General features: G+C 50.4%; 13 protein-coding genes and 1 other annotated feature. Of the genes, 9 read left to right on the top strand and 4 right to left on the bottom strand.

Annotated elements, in window-relative coordinates:
- The first annotated feature begins 1,215 nt into the window (after positions 1-1,215).
- Together QZN42_RS08015 and QZN42_RS08010 are read left to right on the top strand one after the other, a co-directional pair.
- A complete protein-coding gene (locus QZN42_RS08015; protein WP_296956299.1) occupies positions 1,216-1,557 on the top strand; it encodes a hypothetical protein in 342 nt (113 codons plus the stop codon).
- Positions 1,558-1,797: 240 nt separating this feature from the next.
- The gene (locus QZN42_RS08010) at positions 1,798-3,018 is read left to right on the top strand and encodes an ATP-binding protein (RefSeq protein ID WP_296956295.1); all 1,221 of its coding nucleotides are present in this window, start codon (positions 1,798-1,800) and stop codon (positions 3,016-3,018) included.
- A 90-nt stretch (positions 3,019-3,108) separates the two neighbouring features.
- Here the strand turns inward: QZN42_RS08010 and QZN42_RS08005 are convergent, their stop codons facing one another.
- Together QZN42_RS08005 and QZN42_RS08000 are read right to left on the bottom strand one after the other, a co-directional pair.
- A complete protein-coding gene (locus QZN42_RS08005) occupies positions 3,109-4,281 on the bottom strand; it encodes a hypothetical protein (protein ID WP_296956292.1) in 1,173 nt (390 codons plus the stop codon).
- Positions 4,282-4,674: 393 nt separating this feature from the next.
- Complete coding sequence (locus QZN42_RS08000) at positions 4,675-6,033, bottom strand: aminotransferase class III-fold pyridoxal phosphate-dependent enzyme (RefSeq protein WP_296956291.1); 1,359 nt, start codon at positions 6,031-6,033, stop codon at positions 4,675-4,677.
- A 182-nt stretch (positions 6,034-6,215) separates the two neighbouring features.
- Positions 6,216-6,497: a binding site (T-box leader), on the top strand.
- A 61-nt stretch (positions 6,498-6,558) separates the two neighbouring features.
- On the opposite strand from QZN42_RS08000, the gene QZN42_RS07995 reads away from it, so the two are divergent.
- From QZN42_RS07995 to QZN42_RS07985, 3 genes are all read left to right on the top strand, one after another.
- Complete coding sequence (locus tag QZN42_RS07995; RefSeq protein WP_296956288.1) at positions 6,559-7,713, top strand: ABC transporter substrate-binding protein; 1,155 nt, start codon at positions 6,559-6,561, stop codon at positions 7,711-7,713.
- Positions 7,714-8,906: 1,193 nt separating this feature from the next.
- On the top strand, positions 8,907-9,581 hold the full coding sequence (locus tag QZN42_RS07990) for a hypothetical protein (RefSeq protein ID WP_296956285.1): 675 nt from the start codon (positions 8,907-8,909) through the stop codon (positions 9,579-9,581).
- Positions 9,582-9,659: 78 nt separating this feature from the next.
- On the top strand, positions 9,660-10,295 hold the full coding sequence (locus QZN42_RS07985; RefSeq protein ID WP_296956283.1) for an RsiV family protein: 636 nt from the start codon (positions 9,660-9,662) through the stop codon (positions 10,293-10,295).
- 688 nt (positions 10,296-10,983) lie between these two features.
- Here QZN42_RS07985 and QZN42_RS07980 read toward each other — a convergent pair.
- The gene (locus tag QZN42_RS07980) at positions 10,984-14,319 is read right to left on the bottom strand and encodes an EAL domain-containing protein (RefSeq protein WP_296956280.1); all 3,336 of its coding nucleotides are present in this window, start codon (positions 14,317-14,319) and stop codon (positions 10,984-10,986) included.
- Positions 14,320-14,410: 91 nt separating this feature from the next.
- A complete protein-coding gene (locus QZN42_RS07975; protein ID WP_296956277.1) occupies positions 14,411-15,034 on the bottom strand; it encodes a LysE family translocator in 624 nt (207 codons plus the stop codon).
- Positions 15,035-15,557: 523 nt separating this feature from the next.
- Between QZN42_RS07975 and QZN42_RS07970 the strand changes: the two genes are divergently transcribed.
- From QZN42_RS07970 to QZN42_RS07955, 4 genes are all read left to right on the top strand, one after another.
- Positions 15,558-16,265 (top strand): SIMPL domain-containing protein, encoded by a 708-nt coding sequence (locus QZN42_RS07970; RefSeq protein WP_296956274.1) that lies wholly within the window; start codon positions 15,558-15,560, stop codon positions 16,263-16,265.
- Positions 16,266-16,437: 172 nt separating this feature from the next.
- Positions 16,438-16,611 (top strand): hypothetical protein, encoded by a 174-nt coding sequence (locus tag QZN42_RS07965; RefSeq protein ID WP_296956272.1) that lies wholly within the window; start codon positions 16,438-16,440, stop codon positions 16,609-16,611.
- Between the two features lie 614 nt (positions 16,612-17,225).
- Positions 17,226-17,801 carry a nitroreductase family protein gene (locus QZN42_RS07960; protein WP_296956270.1) on the top strand — a complete coding sequence of 192 codons (576 nt, stop codon included), beginning with the start codon at positions 17,226-17,228 and terminating at the stop codon, positions 17,799-17,801.
- Positions 17,802-17,814: 13 nt separating this feature from the next.
- On the top strand, positions 17,815-18,041 hold a 227-nt coding region (locus QZN42_RS07955), incomplete at its 3' end, for a hypothetical protein (protein ID WP_296956267.1).

Below are 18,041 nucleotides of genomic sequence, written 5' to 3'. Positions count from 1 at the left end.
AGGAGTAGAGTGTCCATGGCAAAGGGATTTTCCAGTTTACCCTGTCCTATGTTCGGGGATACCAGTTTCCCGTGTCCAATTTCCTAGGACCATTTTAGTTACCCGGGTTTGAGTCTCATTCGGTATTCGGGATTAGCCTCACATCGACATGTCCCTTTCGAGTCCATTCAGAGCTTTCGGGGTGCGGGATGCGGGGTGCGGGGAAGGATTGGCTGCTGATGCAGCCAATGAGTATATATGGGGGCTGTGCACAGGCTTTTTATTAGAGTCATCAGGCAGTTACTGTGGCTTGAGTCTCATTCGGTATTCGGGATTAGCCTCACATCGACATGCCCCTTTTGAGTCCATTCCGAGATTTCGGGGTGCGGGGTGCGGGGAAGGATTGGCTGCTGATGCAGCCAATTATTATATATAGGGACTGTGCACAGGCTTTTATTAGAGTCATCAGGCAGTTACCCGGGTTTGAGTCTCATTCGGTATTCGGGATTAGCCTCACATCGACATGCCTCTTTCGAGTCCATTCCGAGATTTCGGGGTGCGGGGTGCGGGGAAGGATTGGCTGCTGATGCAGCCAATGAGTATATATGGGGGCTGTGCACAGGCTTTTTATTTGAGTCATCAGGCAGTTACCCGGGTTTGAGTCTCATACGATTTTCGTGGGTTAGCCTCACCTCGGCGAGCCGCTTTCCAGTCTATTTCGAGATTTCGTGGTTCGTGGTTCGTGATTCGTGAAGGTATTGCCGCTGATGCGGCAATGAGTATATATGGGGACTTTCCCAGGCGTGTTAGTTTTCCCGATGAGACACTGGCGGCTATTCATCGATAGCGACCTGCTCCCCGCGTTCGGGGAGCTCCCGCAGGGTGAGGGGGCGTACGATCGTAACCATCGGACTGACTCTGAATGGTTCATGCGTAGCGTAATTATCTTTGAGTCATTAGTCAGATATGGCGGCTTGAGTCAGCTTCGGTATTCGGGATTAGCCTCACATCGACATGCTTCTTTCGAGTCTATTTCGAGATTTCGTGGTTCGTGATTCGTGGTTCGTGAAGATCCGCCGCTGACGCGGCGGGAGTATATATGGGGAAATCCATACAAGGAGCCGAAGGCCCTGTATATAAGATTGGTTCCCGGGAGGAAACCATATCCTTCACTTATTACTTACCACTTCACCCTTATCACTTTGGAAATGTGATTCGCATAGGAGGAGCATGATTATGGAAAAACAGGATTACACAAATCTCATCCATTCGTTTCATGAGACCTGGGACACGTTCCCGGGGGTGGCGAGGATTGTGGATCGTCATCATCTCACGATTGCGGTGAATCCTTTTGCAGAAGCGCAGGGTATGAAGGCGGGCGAAATCTGTGCGGCGAGAAAGTCTCCGGAAAATCACCGGGGATGTCTCAAGCTGAAGGTCCTTTCCACGGGAAAGGCGGGCATCGACCGGCCGTCGGAAGGAAAGATCCGCGGATGGCTGCCGGTGAAGGGATATCCGGACGTGGTAATCCATTTTTCCCTGACCCTTCCTGAAGTGGCAGCATGGGCGAGAAAATAGTGAGTACTTATCAGCGGTCAGCAGAACAGAACCGGTCCGGGCAGGGCCGGTTTTTTCTTTCAGGGCAGATGGGACAAGGGGTATTGGAAATATGATGATATTTATAATTTCGAGGAATAAAATCCCAAAACTTATAAATTTAAGAAGTTTGAGGAATAAATTCCACAAACTCGTTTATTTCTAAAGGTTTATGGATTATAATGGAGGGAATAAGTGCAGTCATTTTCGGAGGTGAATCGGATGGACCTTATACCACGCCCGGATTATCTGAATTTTCTGCAGCAGTTCCGTGAGAAGCAGCTGATTAAAGTCATTTCCGGTGTACGACGCTGCGGGAAATCGACCTTATTTACACTTTTTCAGAGACAACTCCTCAAAGAGAATGTGTCCCCCAGGCAGATTGTTTCCATTAACTTTGAAGATTTAAAATTTTCGGCGCTTACCGATTACCGGGCACTCCATGAATATGTGCTTTCTCATGCTGTTCCGGATAGAATGAACTATGTATTTCTTGATGAAATCCAGCAGGTCCCGGAGTTTGAAAGAGCCGTGGACAGTCTCTTTCTCCACAGCAATCTGGATATCTACATGACCGGTTCCAATGCCTGGTTCATGTCCGGTGAACTGGCAACGCTGCTTGCCGGCCGGTATGTGGAACTTTCCATGCTGCCTTTGTCTTTCAGGGAATTCTGCACAGGTGATGCCAATGCGGCAAAAAGAAGCCCCATGGCTAATTTCAATGCATACCTGCAGCAGGGTTCTTTTCCCTATACTCTGCAGTTTGACGGCAGACAGGAGGATATCGACGTTTATCTGGATGGGATTTACAGTACAATCATGCTGAAAGATGTGGCAGCCCGGTATCGGATTAATGATGTTATGCGGCTGGAAAGCGTATTCCGCTATCTTATGGACAATGTGGGAAGTTTAATTTCAATCAGAAAGATTGCCGATTCCCTGACAAGTCTCGGGAGAAAGACTGACAGCAAAACCATCGAGAAATATGTGAGAGGGCTGAAGGACAGCCTGATTATCTATGAGGTTCCCCGCTATAATATCCGGGGTAAGCAGCTGCTCTCGACCCTTGCCAAATATTATGCGGTAGATTTGGGAATGAGGAACCGTAAGCTGGGCCGGCGTGGCGGGGATACAGGCCATCAGCTGGAAAATGTCATATATTTGGAACTTCTTCGCCGCCATAAGACGGTGTATGTGGGAAAAATGGATGAAACGGAAGTCGATTTCGCAGCTATAGGAAATGAGGGACCCGAGTATTATCAGGTCGCCCTGTCTACTCTGGACCCGGCGGTCCTTGCCCGGGAATTGAAACCTTTGCAGCAGATTCGTGATCAGTATCCCAAGTACCTGCTGACGCTGGATGAACTGGAAAGGGAAGCCAGTTATAATGGCATTCGAAAGGTGAATGCACTGGACTGGCTCCTGGGCCAAAACGCAGAGTGATTGTGATTATCATTTATTTTATTTCCTGTACATAAAAAACAGCCTGCAAAGTTTTGGCTCGCAGGCTGTTTTTATTTCATATAGATTTAATTATTCTGCTGCTTTTTCTTCTTCCGTTTCTACCGGTTTGCCGTTTCTCTTTATTATCTTGTAGATACCGATGGTAAGGATCGGTACGAGGTACATGACGATGAAAGCATAGGCAAGTGCGTTGTAGCCTTTTGCAATGAGGTCGATGATACCGATCTTTGCCATAGCTACGGAAACGACCAGGATAGCGATGGTCAGGGCTCCGCGCTGGTTACGTTTCATGGGGAGCTTTCCGCTTCCGATGAGTCCGGTATCGATTCTTTCCAGCAGTGCATGAATGATACCGGTAGCGGTTTCGATGAGTGTCCAGCCCATAACGATGGAGAAGAGCAGGAGCAGCCAGCCCGGTGCGTTATCGGCCTGCATCATGGCTACCCAGGGGACCGGGGAAGCGAGGACTTCCTTGGACGGATAGAAAGCCATGACTGCATAGTAGGTCATGAACCAGGGGATAATCATGAGAAGGCCGGCAATGATACCGCTGATGACGGTATCTTTTCTGTTTTTCTGGGCCTTGATGGTGAAGAAGGAGGCCGGGAATACGACCAGGTTGTACGCAGTGTACAGGATACCGGTCCAGAGAGCTGCGCCGGTGGTTGCATCCGGTACGAAGGAATGGTCGCCGGTAGCAAAGACCTGGGAAATATTATCTCCTCCGTGGGAAATGACGAGGATGGAGAAGCAGATATACCCGATGTACAGAAGAATGGTACCGATGGTTTCAAAGTAAGCGATGATTTTTTCACCGTAGAAGTTCAGTATACCTACGACAATCGTAATGAAACCGACACCGTACCAGTAGTTGAGTCCCGTCATCTGCTCGACTACCGCGCCCGTTGCGGACGACATGACGGCGATGATGATGACCATGAACAGCAGGTAGACCACATCAAATACATGGTAGAAAGGTCCGATCAGTTCTTTCAGGAACGATTTGAAATCGTAAGTCTTGTACAGACGGATCAGTTCAAAGGAAAGGATAGCGACTACCGCAAATCCGATAAATGTGGCAAAGCCGGAAAGCCAGCCCATGGCTCCGTACTTGGCACCGTATTCGACGATTTCACGGCCCGTCGCATAACCGCCGCCGATCAGTACTGACTGCAGGATGATCCCCGGAAGGATCAGCCTCCCGATGGATCCTGAAAATAACCCTTTTTTCTCTTCTTCCATACTACATCCCCTCCAATTTTGAATCCCTGCCCGTACCGTGTAAACACAAAGCGCCCTTCAGAAAATTTCTGAAAGGGCGCTCCTTTGCGCGGTACCACCTTGCACTTATCACTCCGGTTTATGACAGATGCCATAAACATACCGTAACGGGGTAAACCGCCGGACCTACTCTGTTTCAATCCGGCTGCTCGCGAGTGAGCGGGTCCATGCTTTCTGCCGGCTTTCACCTTCCGCCGGCTCTCTGAAAGATATTTGCAATGCCCTGTCTCGGTCCATGCAGGTAGTTTTTTAATTATGTAAGAGTATACACTTGATTTTCTGTAAAGTCAATACTCTGAATAAATATACAGGAAATATTTATTTCCGCTGTCAAAAATTTTTCACGAAAACCGGTTACCAGCCGTGGCGATAGTCGAATACGCCGTCGGAGATTTCTCCCTTTTCCAGTTCCGTCAGGGATTCATCGAGGATGGTGAAGGCCTTGTGGAGGTTTTCAGAGGAAATATTGAGCGGCGGCTGTACGCGGAGCAGGTTTTCACCCAGGGTGATGATGATGAGTCCTTTTTCATAGGAACGGAAGCAGATCTTGAATGTTCCGTCTCCATCGGGCTGGAATTTTCCATCTTTATCTTTCTTGCCGATGCCGATAGCCCAGGACATGCCGCGGCCGCGGTAGTAGGGAACGGTATCCGGATGTTTCTTCTGAAGATTGGCCAGTTCTTCCTTCATCTGGGCCATATTTCTATGGTAAATAGTCTGGAATTCATCGCTTTCGTAGTAGTCAAAAGCCGCATTGCCCGCTGCACAGGCAATGGCATTGCCGCCCAGGGTGAAGAGGTGGGCCGGTGCCGGCAGGCAGTCCATGATTTCCGCTCTGGCCATAAATGCGCCGAGCGTCAGGCCTGCGCCGATGGATTTGCCCATAATGATACCATCCGGAATGATTCCCGGGTAGTTTTCAATAGCGAAGAAGTGGCCGGCTCTCCAGAAGCCCTGCTGTACTTCTTCATCGATGAAGAGGATTCCGTGTTTCTTGCAGAGGTCATACAGTTTCTTCATGAAAATCGGATGAGCCGGAAGGATGCCTGCATCGCCCTGGATCGCTTCGATGACCACTGCCGCTACTTCATCGGCAGGCATGTAAGTACGGAATGCATTTTCAATATCCTTGCATGCATGGCTTTCCACCACTTCGTCCGGCAGATTGTCCCCATAGAAATTGAAGTGATAAATTTCCGGAAGGAACGGTCCCATCTTTGCATGCATACGGGTGGTACAGGTGGTCATGGAGCAGGAGCCGTAAGTATTTCCATGGTAACCGTTGATGAAAGTGATGATCTTTGTACGGCCGGTGTAGGCACGGGCAAATTTCACTGCCGCATCGTTTCCGTCAGAACCGCAGTTGCCGAAAGCAATCTTTGCCTTCACACCGCCCGGGAATTTACTGGTCAGCTTTTCCGCATAGGAAATCATAGGTTCATTGTAGGTATAAGCTGCGGTGTACTGGGTGCACTTTTTGAGCTGCGCTTCGATGGCTTTCGTGAGAATGGGGTTCGAGCTTCCCAGATTCAGGGAAGAAGCGGAAGTGAGGAAATCGATGTATTCATTGCCATCGACATCCTTCAGGATTTCGGCCCGGCCGCTTTCAACGGCGAAAGGATAATAGGAAAGGTGCTGGCAGGGTGCCACAACTTTGGCATCTCTTGCAACGAGAGCTTCGCTTTTTTCGATATTCTTCTGAATCTTGTACATAAATCCTCCCATTTTTGAAATACTGAAGGTAAGAAACATGTGGTTAAGATTAGTGTAGTAAGCGGCAGGGAAATTGTCAAGATAGTGGACTCTCATCCTTTGACATATCTTTCTGCAAAAAAAATCTCAAAATCTGTCTTGACAGAAGGAAAATCATCGTGTATCATCTTAAGCAACTTGAAATAAACGCGATGAGCAGGAAAAAGTCTGATGACAGCCATGGCAGAGAGCCGGTGGATGGTGAAAACCGGTATGGGGCATGAGACGAAACTCTCCTGGGAGCACCGGATCGAACGAAGTAGAGAAGGCGGGAGTCCCCGTTATGGACATGGAGTATAGTGCAGAGTGGTACCGCGACGAGTCGCCTCTGTCCCGTGATGGGACAGAGGCTTTTCTTATCCGGGAAGCTTCCTGTACTCCGCTGAGTGATAAAACAGGGTGGTACCGCGGATGACGCCCCTGGAGAAATTTCAAAGAATTCTCCAGGGGCGTTTTGCTGCCTGGAACAAAATGGAGGAAATGAAAATGAGAAACTTCAAAAAAGCAATGAAAATGATCGGCATCTGTTCCATGGCAGCCATCGTGATGGCAGGTATGGCAGGCTGTGGAAATAAAGGAGGAAACGCCGTTTCCTCAGGCGCCCAGAATGCGGCGAAAATCGGATTCTCCGCAGCCCTCTCCGGCGGAGCTGCCGCATACGGCAAATCCGAAGAAGAAGGAGTGCGCATGGCCGTGGAAGAAATCAATGCCAAAGGTGATTTCCCCATCGATCTCATGATTGAAGATACAAAGGCCGTTCCGGCGGAAGCCATGAATGCCACAAAGAAGATGATCCAGAATAAAGCAGCCATCATCATCGGACCCATGACCTCCAACGAAGCCAAAGCGGCAGGTCCCATCATCCAGAATGCAAAAGTACCATCCCTGGAAGTCTCTGTGACGGCAGAAAATATCACCGATATGGGGGACTGCATCTTCAGGAATTCCGTACCGGAATCAAAGAATATTCCCCAGACCGTGAAGAAAACCTATAAAATCCTGGGATATAAAACGGCTGCCGTCCTCTATGCCCATGACAATGAACAGCATGTGACCGCACAGAAATATTTCCAGAAAACCATGGAAGAACTGGGAGTCAAAGTGGTAGACGTGGAAACCTTCGGCTCCAAAGATACCGAATACTCCGCCCAGCTCACCAATATCCAGTCCAAAAACCCGGATGTCATCGTAGTCTGCTCCTACTACCAGGAAGGCTCCCGCATCCTGAAGAAAATGAGAGAAATGGGCATGAACCAGCCGGTACTGGGAGACAACGGCTTCGTTTCCCCGGAACTGGGCAAAATGGCAGGAGCGGCCGCTGACAACGTATACGTCTCCTCCATGTGGTCTCCGGAAAGAAAAGATGAAAAAGTACAGAAATTCGTAGCGGATTACACAAAGAAATACGGCCACGCACCGGACCAGTTCGCTGCCTCCTCCTACGATGGAATCTATATGGCCATGGATGCCATGAAACGGGCCGGCACAACCACGGATACAAAGAAAATCCGGGATGCCCTGGCCCAGATGAAAGATTTCAAAGGGGTCTGCGGCACCTTCTCCTTCGATGAAAAGAGAGACCCTGTAGTAGACTTGATCCTGATGAAGATGAAGGATGGGAAGTATTCCGTCGTGGAGTAAAAGCTCGTTGACGACTGGTATGGTCTGAGTCAGATGCGGTATTCGTGGGTTAGCCCTACCTCGGCACGCCTCTTTCGAGTCCATTTCGAGATTTCGTGATTCGTGGTTCGTGGTTCGTGAAGGTGCGGCTCTGATGCGCCGCGAGTATAAATGGGGATGTGTAAAGGCTTTTTATTTGATTCATCTGTCAGATATGTGGCCTGAGTCAGTAACGGTTTTCGGGCTTAGCCTCACCACGACACGCCGCTTTTAGCCCAATCTCGAGATTTCGGGGTGCGGGATGCGGGGTGCGGGAAGGTATTGCCGCTGATGCGGCAATGAGTATATATGGGGGATGTGCACAGGCGTGATTGAAGAGCTCTTCTGAGCAGAATCCAGCTGCCGGTACAGATGACAATTGGCTCTCGTTGTTCGTGTCGAAACGTAAAAGCCCTCCCAGGTTTGGGAGGGTGGCGCCGCAGGCGGCGGGTGGGTCGTACTGGCGCTTCGAGGCACATGTGGGGCATTCCGATATTCACTTTTTAGCTAAAGCTCATGAGATGTCGTGACTCAAAGGCGGTGAGAGTCCTATACTTCATGCGATGAACTTTTGTCCCGGGGAAGAGGGGGATTCGCCCCGGGCAAAAGGGAGCATGGAAGTAAAAGTGATAAGTGGCAAGTGATAAGTGGTAGGTGAAGGCGGCACCCTTCGGGTGCAGGTATATATGGAGATAAAGCTCAAACAGAGCCGAAGGCCATATATAAAAAGATTGGTTTCCGTGAGAAAACCATATCCTTCATTTAACACCGACCACTTCACACGTATCACTAAAAATGGAAAGTCTGAAAAGACAGAAGGGCGGCTTTGCCGCAGGAAATGAAGGATGGAAGGATAGTACCGGAAGAATAGAAGATTAGATGATGGCAGGATAGAAGGATGGGAAATATTTGTCTCATCTCAAACGGAGGGATATCACGCCCCTCATGGAGATGGCAGGATGGAAAGGAAAAGCCCGGTTTGCGCCGGGCTTTTCGTGTGGAAGCAGATGATTTCCTCTTTTCCGTCGGGTACGATATAATAAAGAAAATAAAATAGAAATCTTTTGAGCAGGCAGCCGTGTAAAGTTAATGATTAATGGCTCATAGCTGATGGCTGATTACTAACTGCTGACTGCTGCCTGTCAATCTTTTGTCCGGTTTCCGGGAGGTCTACCATGCATCTGAAAAAATCTGCCATCATTCTTCTTTCTGCCGCTCTTCTTTTCAGCGGGGCCTGTGTGTCCGAGGCTTCTCTCTGGCCGGGGCTGGCTTCGAAGGTTTCTGAGAAGTCCGGCGCTTTCCGGACCGATGATTACCATGTGGGAAATACGTTTCTCCGGAGTCCTTACCTCATCACCCGCTCCAACAATGAAACGTTCGCAGGAAGGGTGAATGCGGCGATTGCTCATGAAAAAACCGATTTCATCGGGGAACTTCGGAATGATAATCAGAAGGTCTACACCGAGGGCTGGATGATCTGGCACGAAGGACTCATCGGCAATTATATTTCCAATGTGGATGGAATCACCTCCATCGTCCTGGTGAAGCAGAAGCTTTCGGAAGGCGCAGAGCATGGGAAGACTTTTGCCAAAGGCCTCAACTTCAACGGAGCCGGAGACCTTATAGACCTCACCAAAGTGCTGCCGGACCTGACGGTGGAAGAAGTCAATAAATGCATCGAGCTTACGGCAAAGAAGAAAAATATCACTCTCCTTGATAAACATATAGTTACCGAGCTTCCCACCAATTTCTACGTGGGCAAGAACAAGGTGGTCTATGCAATCTACCAGCAGAATGACCTGACGCCCTTCAGCGAAGGAGTATTTGCGGTGCCGGTGGGAAAAGTGTAGTTCCTTAGCCCTGTATGTGGGGGAGAAATCTGTCAACAATTTGGTGTACCATGGTTTTGAATCCTGGAGGAATGAAATATGAAATTTGGAAAAGTGATTCCGGCGGCTCTGATTGTCCTGTCCTCTTTTCTTCCTGTTTCGGCGGAGTGGACGCTGGGACCGGGCATCGGAGGGGGAGAGGAGTCTTCTTTTGCAGCTGAATTGAATAAAGATGACGTGATGGATGTCAAAAAGCCGGTCATTTCCGGTGGAAATCTCCTCCGGCGGGCACGGATCAATGCAGCCATCGATACGGAAGTGGATGAATTTTCGAAATATATCAGAAAGCGCAATGAGGACTGGAAGACGAACGGCTGGATTTACTGGCAGGAAGGAATGGTCAATCCGGAAGGAATCACCAGTTTCATCCTTTTCGAGGCATGCTATGCAGACGGGGCGGCCCATCCTATCACCGGAGCCAGGTCCATGAATTTTGACAAATGGGGCCATAAAGTCACATTGAATGATCTTTTGCCGGATCTTTCGGCAGAAGATGTGAACCGGGCCATTGAAGAGCAGATTCCGGAAGAAAGGCTTTTTTACAATCATTCTGTAAACCGCGTGCCGAAGACTTTTTATGTGGGAAAGAACGGGAAGATTTACGTGGTTTTCCAGCAGTATGAAATAGGGCCCTACGCCGCAGGATTTATGGTGGCGGAAGTGGGGGCTCTTTGAGGCATCTGTCAGATATTGCGGTTTGAGTCGATATCGGCGTTCGGGAGTCAGCCCTGTTTGGGACATGCCCCATTCGGCTCATTTTCGAAATTTCGGGGTGCGGGGTGCGGGAAGGTGCGGCGCTGATGCGCCGGGAGTATATATGGGGATTTTACACAGGCGTTGTCGAAAGACCGTTGGAGCAGCCTACCCGCCTTCACTTCGTTTAAGCCCTCCCGGGGAAGATTGCCATTTATCTCATTTTCGACTTGTACGATAGTACAACCCCTTCCCCTCCGCTTCGCTCCGGGACCTGCCCTGACCAGGGGAGGCGGGGAGGGCTTAAACGGTAACGACTTGTATGGATATAGTCGGAATAGATCAAATCTGTCCAATCGGATTTCCGGCACCCCAGGGAGAGCGCTGCGCTCTCTCCGTTCCACGCGCGGGGCCGGGAATACATATTTTCCCTCGTACGCAGATACAGCTGCTCGTGAGGCCGGGAATACAGGTACAGGTCGATATTGCAGGGTCACCGCCTGCGTAGAATCATCTTAAGCACTATTGCTAGCCAAAGGCCTCATATATACTCGCCGCTTCTAAATTTTAAGCGGCTACCTTCCCTTTTCCCTTATCTCTTTTCCCTTATCTCTTTTCCCTTTTTTCAGATAAATAGCGGGCCGGCTGTACGTGCAGCCGGCCCGCTTTTCTAACCACTAACCCCTTCCGTTTCCTTCAGCCTCCTGGAAAGGAGTTCAATCAGTTCATCCGGATTTCCTGCTTCGCTGCCCCGGGCGAGGGCATAGCGGAGGTGGAGGGTGATGGGGCGGCCTTCTATTTCCTGAAGGCTGTACATGTCTGCGGATAATATTTCCAGCCGGGAGATGATTTCTTTATTATCCCGGTTTTCCAGGAAGAGGGCAAAGCAGCCTTCGGCAGGAACTGTGAGGGTGGTATCGATGGGGAAGTGTTCTTCTATGAGGCTGGCCAGTTTCTTTGTGAGGGTTTCTGCGGTCTCTTCTCCATAACGCCTTGAGACTTCTTCGAATCCGTCCACCTGGAGGAGGATGGAGAGGAAGTCTCCGCCGTTCCGGCGGATATTTTCTTCGTAGTCCAGGATGGTCATCATCATTCCCCGGTAGGTGAGAAGTCCCGTTTCACGGCTCAGGAGACCCAGTTTTTTATCGATGCTTTCCGTATCCACTTCTTTGTCCAGGTCTTCGAAGAAGCCGAGGAGCCCCACGATGCGGCCTGAAAGGTAGATGGGGTACTTGCTGGCCCGTATGCGGTGGACCCGGCCCCGGATGATGCAGGTGCCTTCCGCTTTTTCGGAAATATAACCTTCGGAGATGACTTTTTCTTCAATCCGGCGGAAGGGTTCGTTGTCTACGTGCCAGCCCATGTCTTCGTCGGTCTTTCCAAGGAGGAAGGATTCATCTTCTATGCCGTAGTATTCGAGGAATCCCCGGCTGGCGCCCAGGAAACGGCGGTCTTTGTCTTTCCAGAAGAAGTTGATGCCGGACATGTTTTTCAGGATATCCAGCAGAGGGAACCGGTCAGGGATGGTCTTTTCCGTATTTTCCTTCAGTTCTTCCGGCAGGAGGCTGCGGATTCTGGCAAGAAGGGCCGGCGTGTTCGCGGCATCCCTGAGGGATGTGCTGCGGATGCAGAGGAGGAAGGCATCTTTTCCTTCGGGTCCTGCATTGACTGCGTCCAGGGCTTTCCAGAAATAGCTGCCGTCTGATTCGCGGAATCGGAAGAGGCCGGATACGACGCCTTCTGCGCGGACTCTCCGGGAAAGGATGGCCGGATCGAGGAAACGCTTCAGCTCTTTCCTGTCCCTTGGGTGGATATAGGTTTCCAGTGTCAGGATTTCCCGGAAGGGATAAATGGATCCTGCTTTGTGCCGGGGGAAGGTGGAAGAGATGACTTCCAGCCGGTCTTCGCTCCGGTCATAGTAATAGATATTGTCATAAAGGAAGAGCATGCTGCGGAAAATTTTGTCCAGCCTGCGGGATTCCCTGGTTTCTTCATCGTAGGTGATATTGTAGAGTTCGGCCTGGCCGATGGAAATATTTTCACCGGCCGATGCGATGGAGAGGTTCAGTTTGAGGTATTTCCCGTCAGCTGCGAAAGTCATGGATTCTTTTCCTCCGCTTTGCAGGGCTTTTTCGAAGAGGCTTGCAAGGCGCGGGCTTTCGGGGAAATGGCTGAGGGAGACCGGTCCTTCGGAAAGAGGAGCTCCCGGGATAAGGGAGAGATTCTTCCGGAAGGCGGGATTCATGAGGAGAATCGTACGATTTCTTCCTTCCTGAAGGAAGATGGCTGCCGGCGCATCGGTGAGCATATTGATATGGCCTGCTTTTTCAAAGACTTCTTCTTCTGCGGAAGTTTCGAAAAGGAGGCCTTTCTTTCTGCAGTGGTCCACAAGGGCTTCATAGGGCATCGGTTTTCCCACGTAGTAGCCCTGGATTTTTTCGCAGCCCAGGGAGCGGAGGAATCCTGCCTGTTCTTTTGTCTCCACGCCTTCTGCCAGGGTATGGATGGAGAGGGATTTCGCCATGAGGATGAGGGAGCGGAGGATTTTCTCCGTCTGGGGAGAGAAATCTTTCATGAAATTCATGTCCAGCTTCAGTTCATCGAAGTAGAAATCCTGGAGGACGTTCAGGGAAGAGTAACCGCTTCCAAAGTCATCGAGCCAGCACCGGTATCCGGCGCGGTGGAATTTTTCTATTTCTTCTTTCAGATGTCCGTTATCCCTGGTAAGGGCAGATTCCGTGATTTCCATGCGGAGCCAGCTCTTCTGGAGGCGGAAGGTCCGGACGATTTCTTCCACCAGCTTTAGCGGATGGCCCCGGTCGAAGTCGATGCGGGAAAGATTGACCGATACGGGAAGGACGGGGCGCCTTTCTTCGAGAAGACGGCGCAAGTGACGGGCTGTTTCATGAATGACGTAGAAATCGAGCTTCGGGATGAGGCCTGCTTCTTCCAGGACCGGTACGAAGAGAGACGGAGGGAGGAGGCCCCGCTCCGGATCGTCCCAGCGGGAGAGGGCTTCCAGACTGCAGACTTTTCCGGTGAGGGTGCGCACCACCGGCTGGTAGTACACTTTGATCCAGTGATTTTCAAGCGCTTTTTCGAAATTGCGGAGTACATAGGCCTTGTCTTCCAGCCGGTGCCCCATGGATTCATCGTAGAGCGCCCAGACACGGCCGGCTTCGGACCGGATGGAGATGCATGCCAGACGGGCCAGGTCAAAGGTGTGGCGGGAATTTTTCCCCATCTTTTCTTCCCGGTCCATATAGTCTTCAAAAATGCCTGCTTTCATGGTGACGGAAGAATCACCGATGAAAGAATCCATGGAAGCCGCTATATCTTCCAGCTTCTTCCCTACCGGCGCGCGGGGCGTGAGGATACCAAATTTGTCGGCCCCCAGATGGCCGGTGATGGAATTGGGGAAAGCTTCCGAGAGAAGCTTTCCCAGATGACGGAGGACCTTATTTCCTGCATCCACCCCATGATGGGCATTGTAGAACTCGAAATTGGTGAGATTGATATAAATCGCAATCCAGGAACCGTAGGTGCCGTTCTTTTTATTCGTTTCGTAGATGTGGGTGGTCTTCCGGAAAAAGGCGTCCGTCTTCAAAAGACCGGTCAGTGGGTCCTGGTCGGAGAAAAATTCTTTGAAACTGGTGTGGGAAAGGAAGAAGGCCCAGCACTTTTCGCCCGGGTTCAGGGGATTTTCACATTCATTCACTGTTCCATTGAAGCGAAGCGGCTTTCCGTCTGATTTCCGGACACGAAAAAGGACCGGAAGCTCTATTTCTCCTCCGTAACTTTTAAAAAGGCTGCGAAGGGAAATATAATCATCCGGGTAAACGAGGTCCGACAGGCGGGGGACTTGCGCAAGCAGATCCCGGGACGAAGAAAAACCGGCCATGGATGCCAGATTTTCATTGACGTAGAGGAGGGATTCTTCCTCATCCATGGAAACAAGGCAGATAGCTCCGGGGAAATACCTGATGAAATCGATTGTCTTGTCCATGGCAGCCACCTCACCTGTCCTGTTGAACTGCAGAATCCTTATATCTTTATTTTATTCAATTTTGGAGTGGTTGTAAATAAAAGGGACTGTCTTACAGAAGCACAAGGCCCAGGGCGATAGCAGCCAAGAGGGTGCCTTCCACCCGGCTCATGATGAGGGGGAAATTTTCGTGGGTCATCAGCGTATTTCTTAATTTTCCTGCGCAGAGGGCAAAGAGGGAGAAAATGCAGCCGGTCATAATGGAAAACGTGAGGCCCATGATGCCGATCTGCAGAGCCGGCGGGAAAGAAGCTCCGGTCGAAATGAACTGGGGAAGGAGGGCGAGGAAGAAGAGAAGCACCTTTGGATTGGATGCATTCATTAGAAATCCTCTCCGGTAGAGAGCGAAACTTTTCATGTGATCTTTATCCTCCCCAATGGTGATTTTTCCGCCGCCGCTTTTGAAAGAACAGTAGGAAAGGTAGAGGAGGTAGGCGGCTCCGCAGAAAGTGAGGGCCCTGAAAGCGGCAGGAGAACTCTGGATAAAAGCGGCCACTCCGGCCATGACGAGGGCTGTGTGCCAGATAGGGCCGGTGGCAAGGCCCCAGGCCACCGTTACGCCCTGGCGCGCTCCGGCGGCCAGGCTCTTCGTCAGGATGTAAATATTGTCGGGACCCGGCGCGATGATGAGAAGGAAAGCGGCGCCGAGGAAGGGAAGGTAGAGGGAAAGATCCATGTGGAAATCCTTTCGGAGAAATAGGGAAAGACGGATTGGGGATTGCGGATTGGGGATTGCGGGAAGGATATGGTTGGCTCCGCCAACCAATTTTATATAGTGCGCTGCGCGCGGGCCTTTGGCCCTCAAAACAAAGGGGAAAGGGTAAGGGGGTAAGGGATAAGGGAAGGTGGTCGCTTAAAATTTAGAAGCGGCAAATTATATATTGGGCCGTTGGCCTGCATATGAGCTGCATAGGGTTCTACGCAGGCGGTGGCTCTACACTGGCGGCCAGAGCCTGTATTCCCGGCCTTACGGGAGTGGGCACTGACGCACGAGGGGAAATGTGTATTCCCGGCCGCGCGGGCGTCCGATTTGTTCCAACCCTGTTCATTGTGCCTGGGCCCAAATCCCAATGGAGTATTTCCTTATTTTAAATGAAATCTTTTCTAAAATAAAGGCGCTATCTGCTATAATTTGACATAGAGAGCAAAAGATTATACAATATGACTATAAGTCAATTTTAAAATAAGGAGGATTTCCTATGAATAAAAAGGTAATGGCCCTCATGGCCGCAGGACTCATCGTATTTTCTGGAATGACTGCACAGGCGGAGGAACCGAGAAGAAGCATCACCGTCACCGGCACCAGTGAAGTGACGGCAAAGAGTGATATGGCTACGGTCAATATTACAGTGGAAACTCATTCGCCCAATGCAAAGGCAGCAGTCCGTGAAAATGCAAATACCATGACCGACGTCAGAAATGCAGTCATTGCAGCCGGTGCGGAAGCATCGAAGATTGAGACCCAGAATTACAACGTCTATCCCCAGCAGATTTACAACAATAAGGGAGAAGTGAAATCAAAAGAATATCGCTGCGACAATACCATGAAAGTGGTGGTCATGAATCTTTCGAAAACAGGAGCCATCATGGATGCAGCGGTGGAAGCAGGAGCGAACAGAATTGACTCTGTGGACTTCTCCGTCAGCGATACCCAGCTGTATAAAGACGCAGCCCTCAGAAAGGCGGCCGAGGATGCGGCAAGAAAAGCAAAAATCATCGCCGCCGGCCTTGGCAGAAATGTGATTGGCGTTATTTCCGCCTCTGAAGACAATGTAAACGTCATGCCCTACCGCATGGTGAACATGAAAATGGCCTCCGCTGCCCTGAGCGAAGATGCAGTGACCCCCATTGATCCCGGCGAATCGAAACTCCAGGGACGGGTGACGGTTGTATTTGAGATTGACTGAAGGCCTTCCGGTACGACTGGTGGAGCAGAGGCATATGAATGGAAAGCTTTGAGGTATTCGAATGGCCTTCCGCTGCAACAGGCGAGGTAGAGGCATAGGAATGGAAAACTTTGAGGTATTCGAATGGCCTTCCGGTACGACTGGTGGAGCAGAGGCATAGGAATGGAAAGCTTTGAGGTATTCGTATGGCCTTCCGGTACGACTGGTGGAGCAGAGGCATAGAAATGGAAAACTTTGGGGTATTCGTATGGCCTTCCGGTACGACTGGTGGGGCAGAGGCATAGGAATGGAAAGCTTTGAGGTATTCGTATGGCCTTCCGGTACGACTGGTGGAGAAGAGGCATAGGAATGGAAAACTTTGAAGTGTTCGTGTGGCCTGCCGGAGCGGCTGGTGTGGCAGAGGCATATGAACGGGAAGCTTTGAAGTATTCGTATGGCCTGCCGCTGCAACAGGTGAGGTAGAGGCATATGAATGGAAAGCTTTGAGGTATTCGTATGGCCTTCCGGTACGACTGGTGGAGCAGAGGCATAGAAATGGAAAGCTTTGAGGTATTCGTGTGGCCTTCCGGTACGACTGGTGGAGCAGAGGCATAGGAATGGAAAACTTTGGGGTATTCGAATGGCCTTTCTGCCCGACTTGAAGGACAGAGGCATTTTAGCCGGGAACCGTTAGTAAAAGTGGTAAGTGATAAGTGAAGGTGCGGCGCATCGGAAAATGAAGCGCCGCATTTTTATATGGGAAATATCATCCTGGCTGCCGAAGGCCTGTGCGCGAAGCGCAGTATATAAGATTGGTTCGCGCAGCGAACCATATCCTTCCCGATCACCCCGATACCCCCGATTCAAAAGTTAACTGTTTGACGGTTATCTTTATGACTGACAGATATTTCCGGTTTCCTCATGACAATTCCCCGTTTCTGCATTATGATATACATAATAGAAAATAAAGGAGGTCATCTTATGGATTTCAATGAACTTTCTGTCAAATGCCGGACGTACCGGAAATTCACGCAGGAGAAGATTCCGGAGGAAATCCTCATGGAGCTCATGGAGAATGTGCGCATCGTTCCTTCTGCCATGAACGGCCAGGTGCTCCGTTATGTACTGGTGAAGGATCCGCAGCTGGTGGCTCAAATGCAGCCCATGATTCACTGGGCCGCTGCCCTTCCGAAGGAACTGGGCACGCCGAAGGCGGGTGAGCAGCCCACGGCTTTCATCCTCGTCTGCAAAGAAGGAAGGGGCAATGCCTGGGCCGATATCGATATGGGCATCGCTGTCAGAAATATCGCTCTGAACGCTATGTCCCATGGAATCGCTACGGCCATTCTGGGAGCTGTGGAATTTCCGAAGGTTACATCTCTCCTGAAGACGCCGGAAAACTGGGCCCCGAGACTCCTGATTGCCCTGGGCTATCCGGGAGTGGAAAGCAGAATCGTGGATGTTCCTGAAAGCGGCAGCATCAAGTATTACCTCGATGAAAACAAGAACTACTGCGTGCCGAAGAGGAAACTGGAAGATATACTCTTGGTGAAATGAGAAAAGCGTCGGAATGGATAGAGTCCATTCCGGCGTTTTTGTTTTGCCAGTCGTTCTTCGTGATTCGTTGTTCGTTCTTCGTGAAGGTGACGCCCTGCGGGCGCAGTTTTGGTATGGGATTCCCGCTGCAGGACATAAAAATAAAACGGTCCCGTTGTCAAGGACACCCATTCCTAATTTTTCTGTTCGGGGGTTAGCCCTTTTTAGGCGGTTTTCTTCTCTTTGTCCTTCTCCTTTTCA

Origin of the sequence: uncultured Dialister sp., from assembly GCA_900314595.1 — a bacterium.
Classification (GTDB): Bacteria; Bacillota; Negativicutes; order Veillonellales; family Dialisteraceae; genus Dialister.
This window is presented reverse-complemented; position numbering and strand designations above follow the sequence as displayed.

Coding starts and splice junctions, on each gene's coding strand:
- QZN42_RS08005 (WP_296956292.1), bottom strand. CDS start 4,281: ATGGAAGAAGAGAAAAAAGGGTTATTTTCAGGATCCATCGGGAGGCTG.
- QZN42_RS08015 (WP_296956299.1), top strand. CDS start 1,216: ATGGAAAAACAGGATTACACAAATCTCATCCATTCGTTTCATGAGACC.
- QZN42_RS07985 (WP_296956283.1), top strand. CDS start 9,660: ATGAAATTTGGAAAAGTGATTCCGGCGGCTCTGATTGTCCTGTCCTCT.
- QZN42_RS07990 (WP_296956285.1), top strand. CDS start 8,907: ATGCATCTGAAAAAATCTGCCATCATTCTTCTTTCTGCCGCTCTTCTT.
- QZN42_RS08000 (WP_296956291.1), bottom strand. CDS start 6,033: ATGTACAAGATTCAGAAGAATATCGAAAAAAGCGAAGCTCTCGTTGCA.
- QZN42_RS07980 (WP_296956280.1), bottom strand. CDS start 14,319: ATGGACAAGACAATCGATTTCATCAGGTATTTCCCCGGAGCTATCTGC.
- QZN42_RS07960 (WP_296956270.1), top strand. CDS start 17,226: ATGGATTTCAATGAACTTTCTGTCAAATGCCGGACGTACCGGAAATTC.
- QZN42_RS07995 (WP_296956288.1), top strand. CDS start 6,559: ATGAGAAACTTCAAAAAAGCAATGAAAATGATCGGCATCTGTTCCATG.
- QZN42_RS08010 (WP_296956295.1), top strand. CDS start 1,798: ATGGACCTTATACCACGCCCGGATTATCTGAATTTTCTGCAGCAGTTC.
- QZN42_RS07975 (WP_296956277.1), bottom strand. CDS start 15,034: ATGGATCTTTCCCTCTACCTTCCCTTCCTCGGCGCCGCTTTCCTTCTC.
- QZN42_RS07970 (WP_296956274.1), top strand. CDS start 15,558: ATGAATAAAAAGGTAATGGCCCTCATGGCCGCAGGACTCATCGTATTT.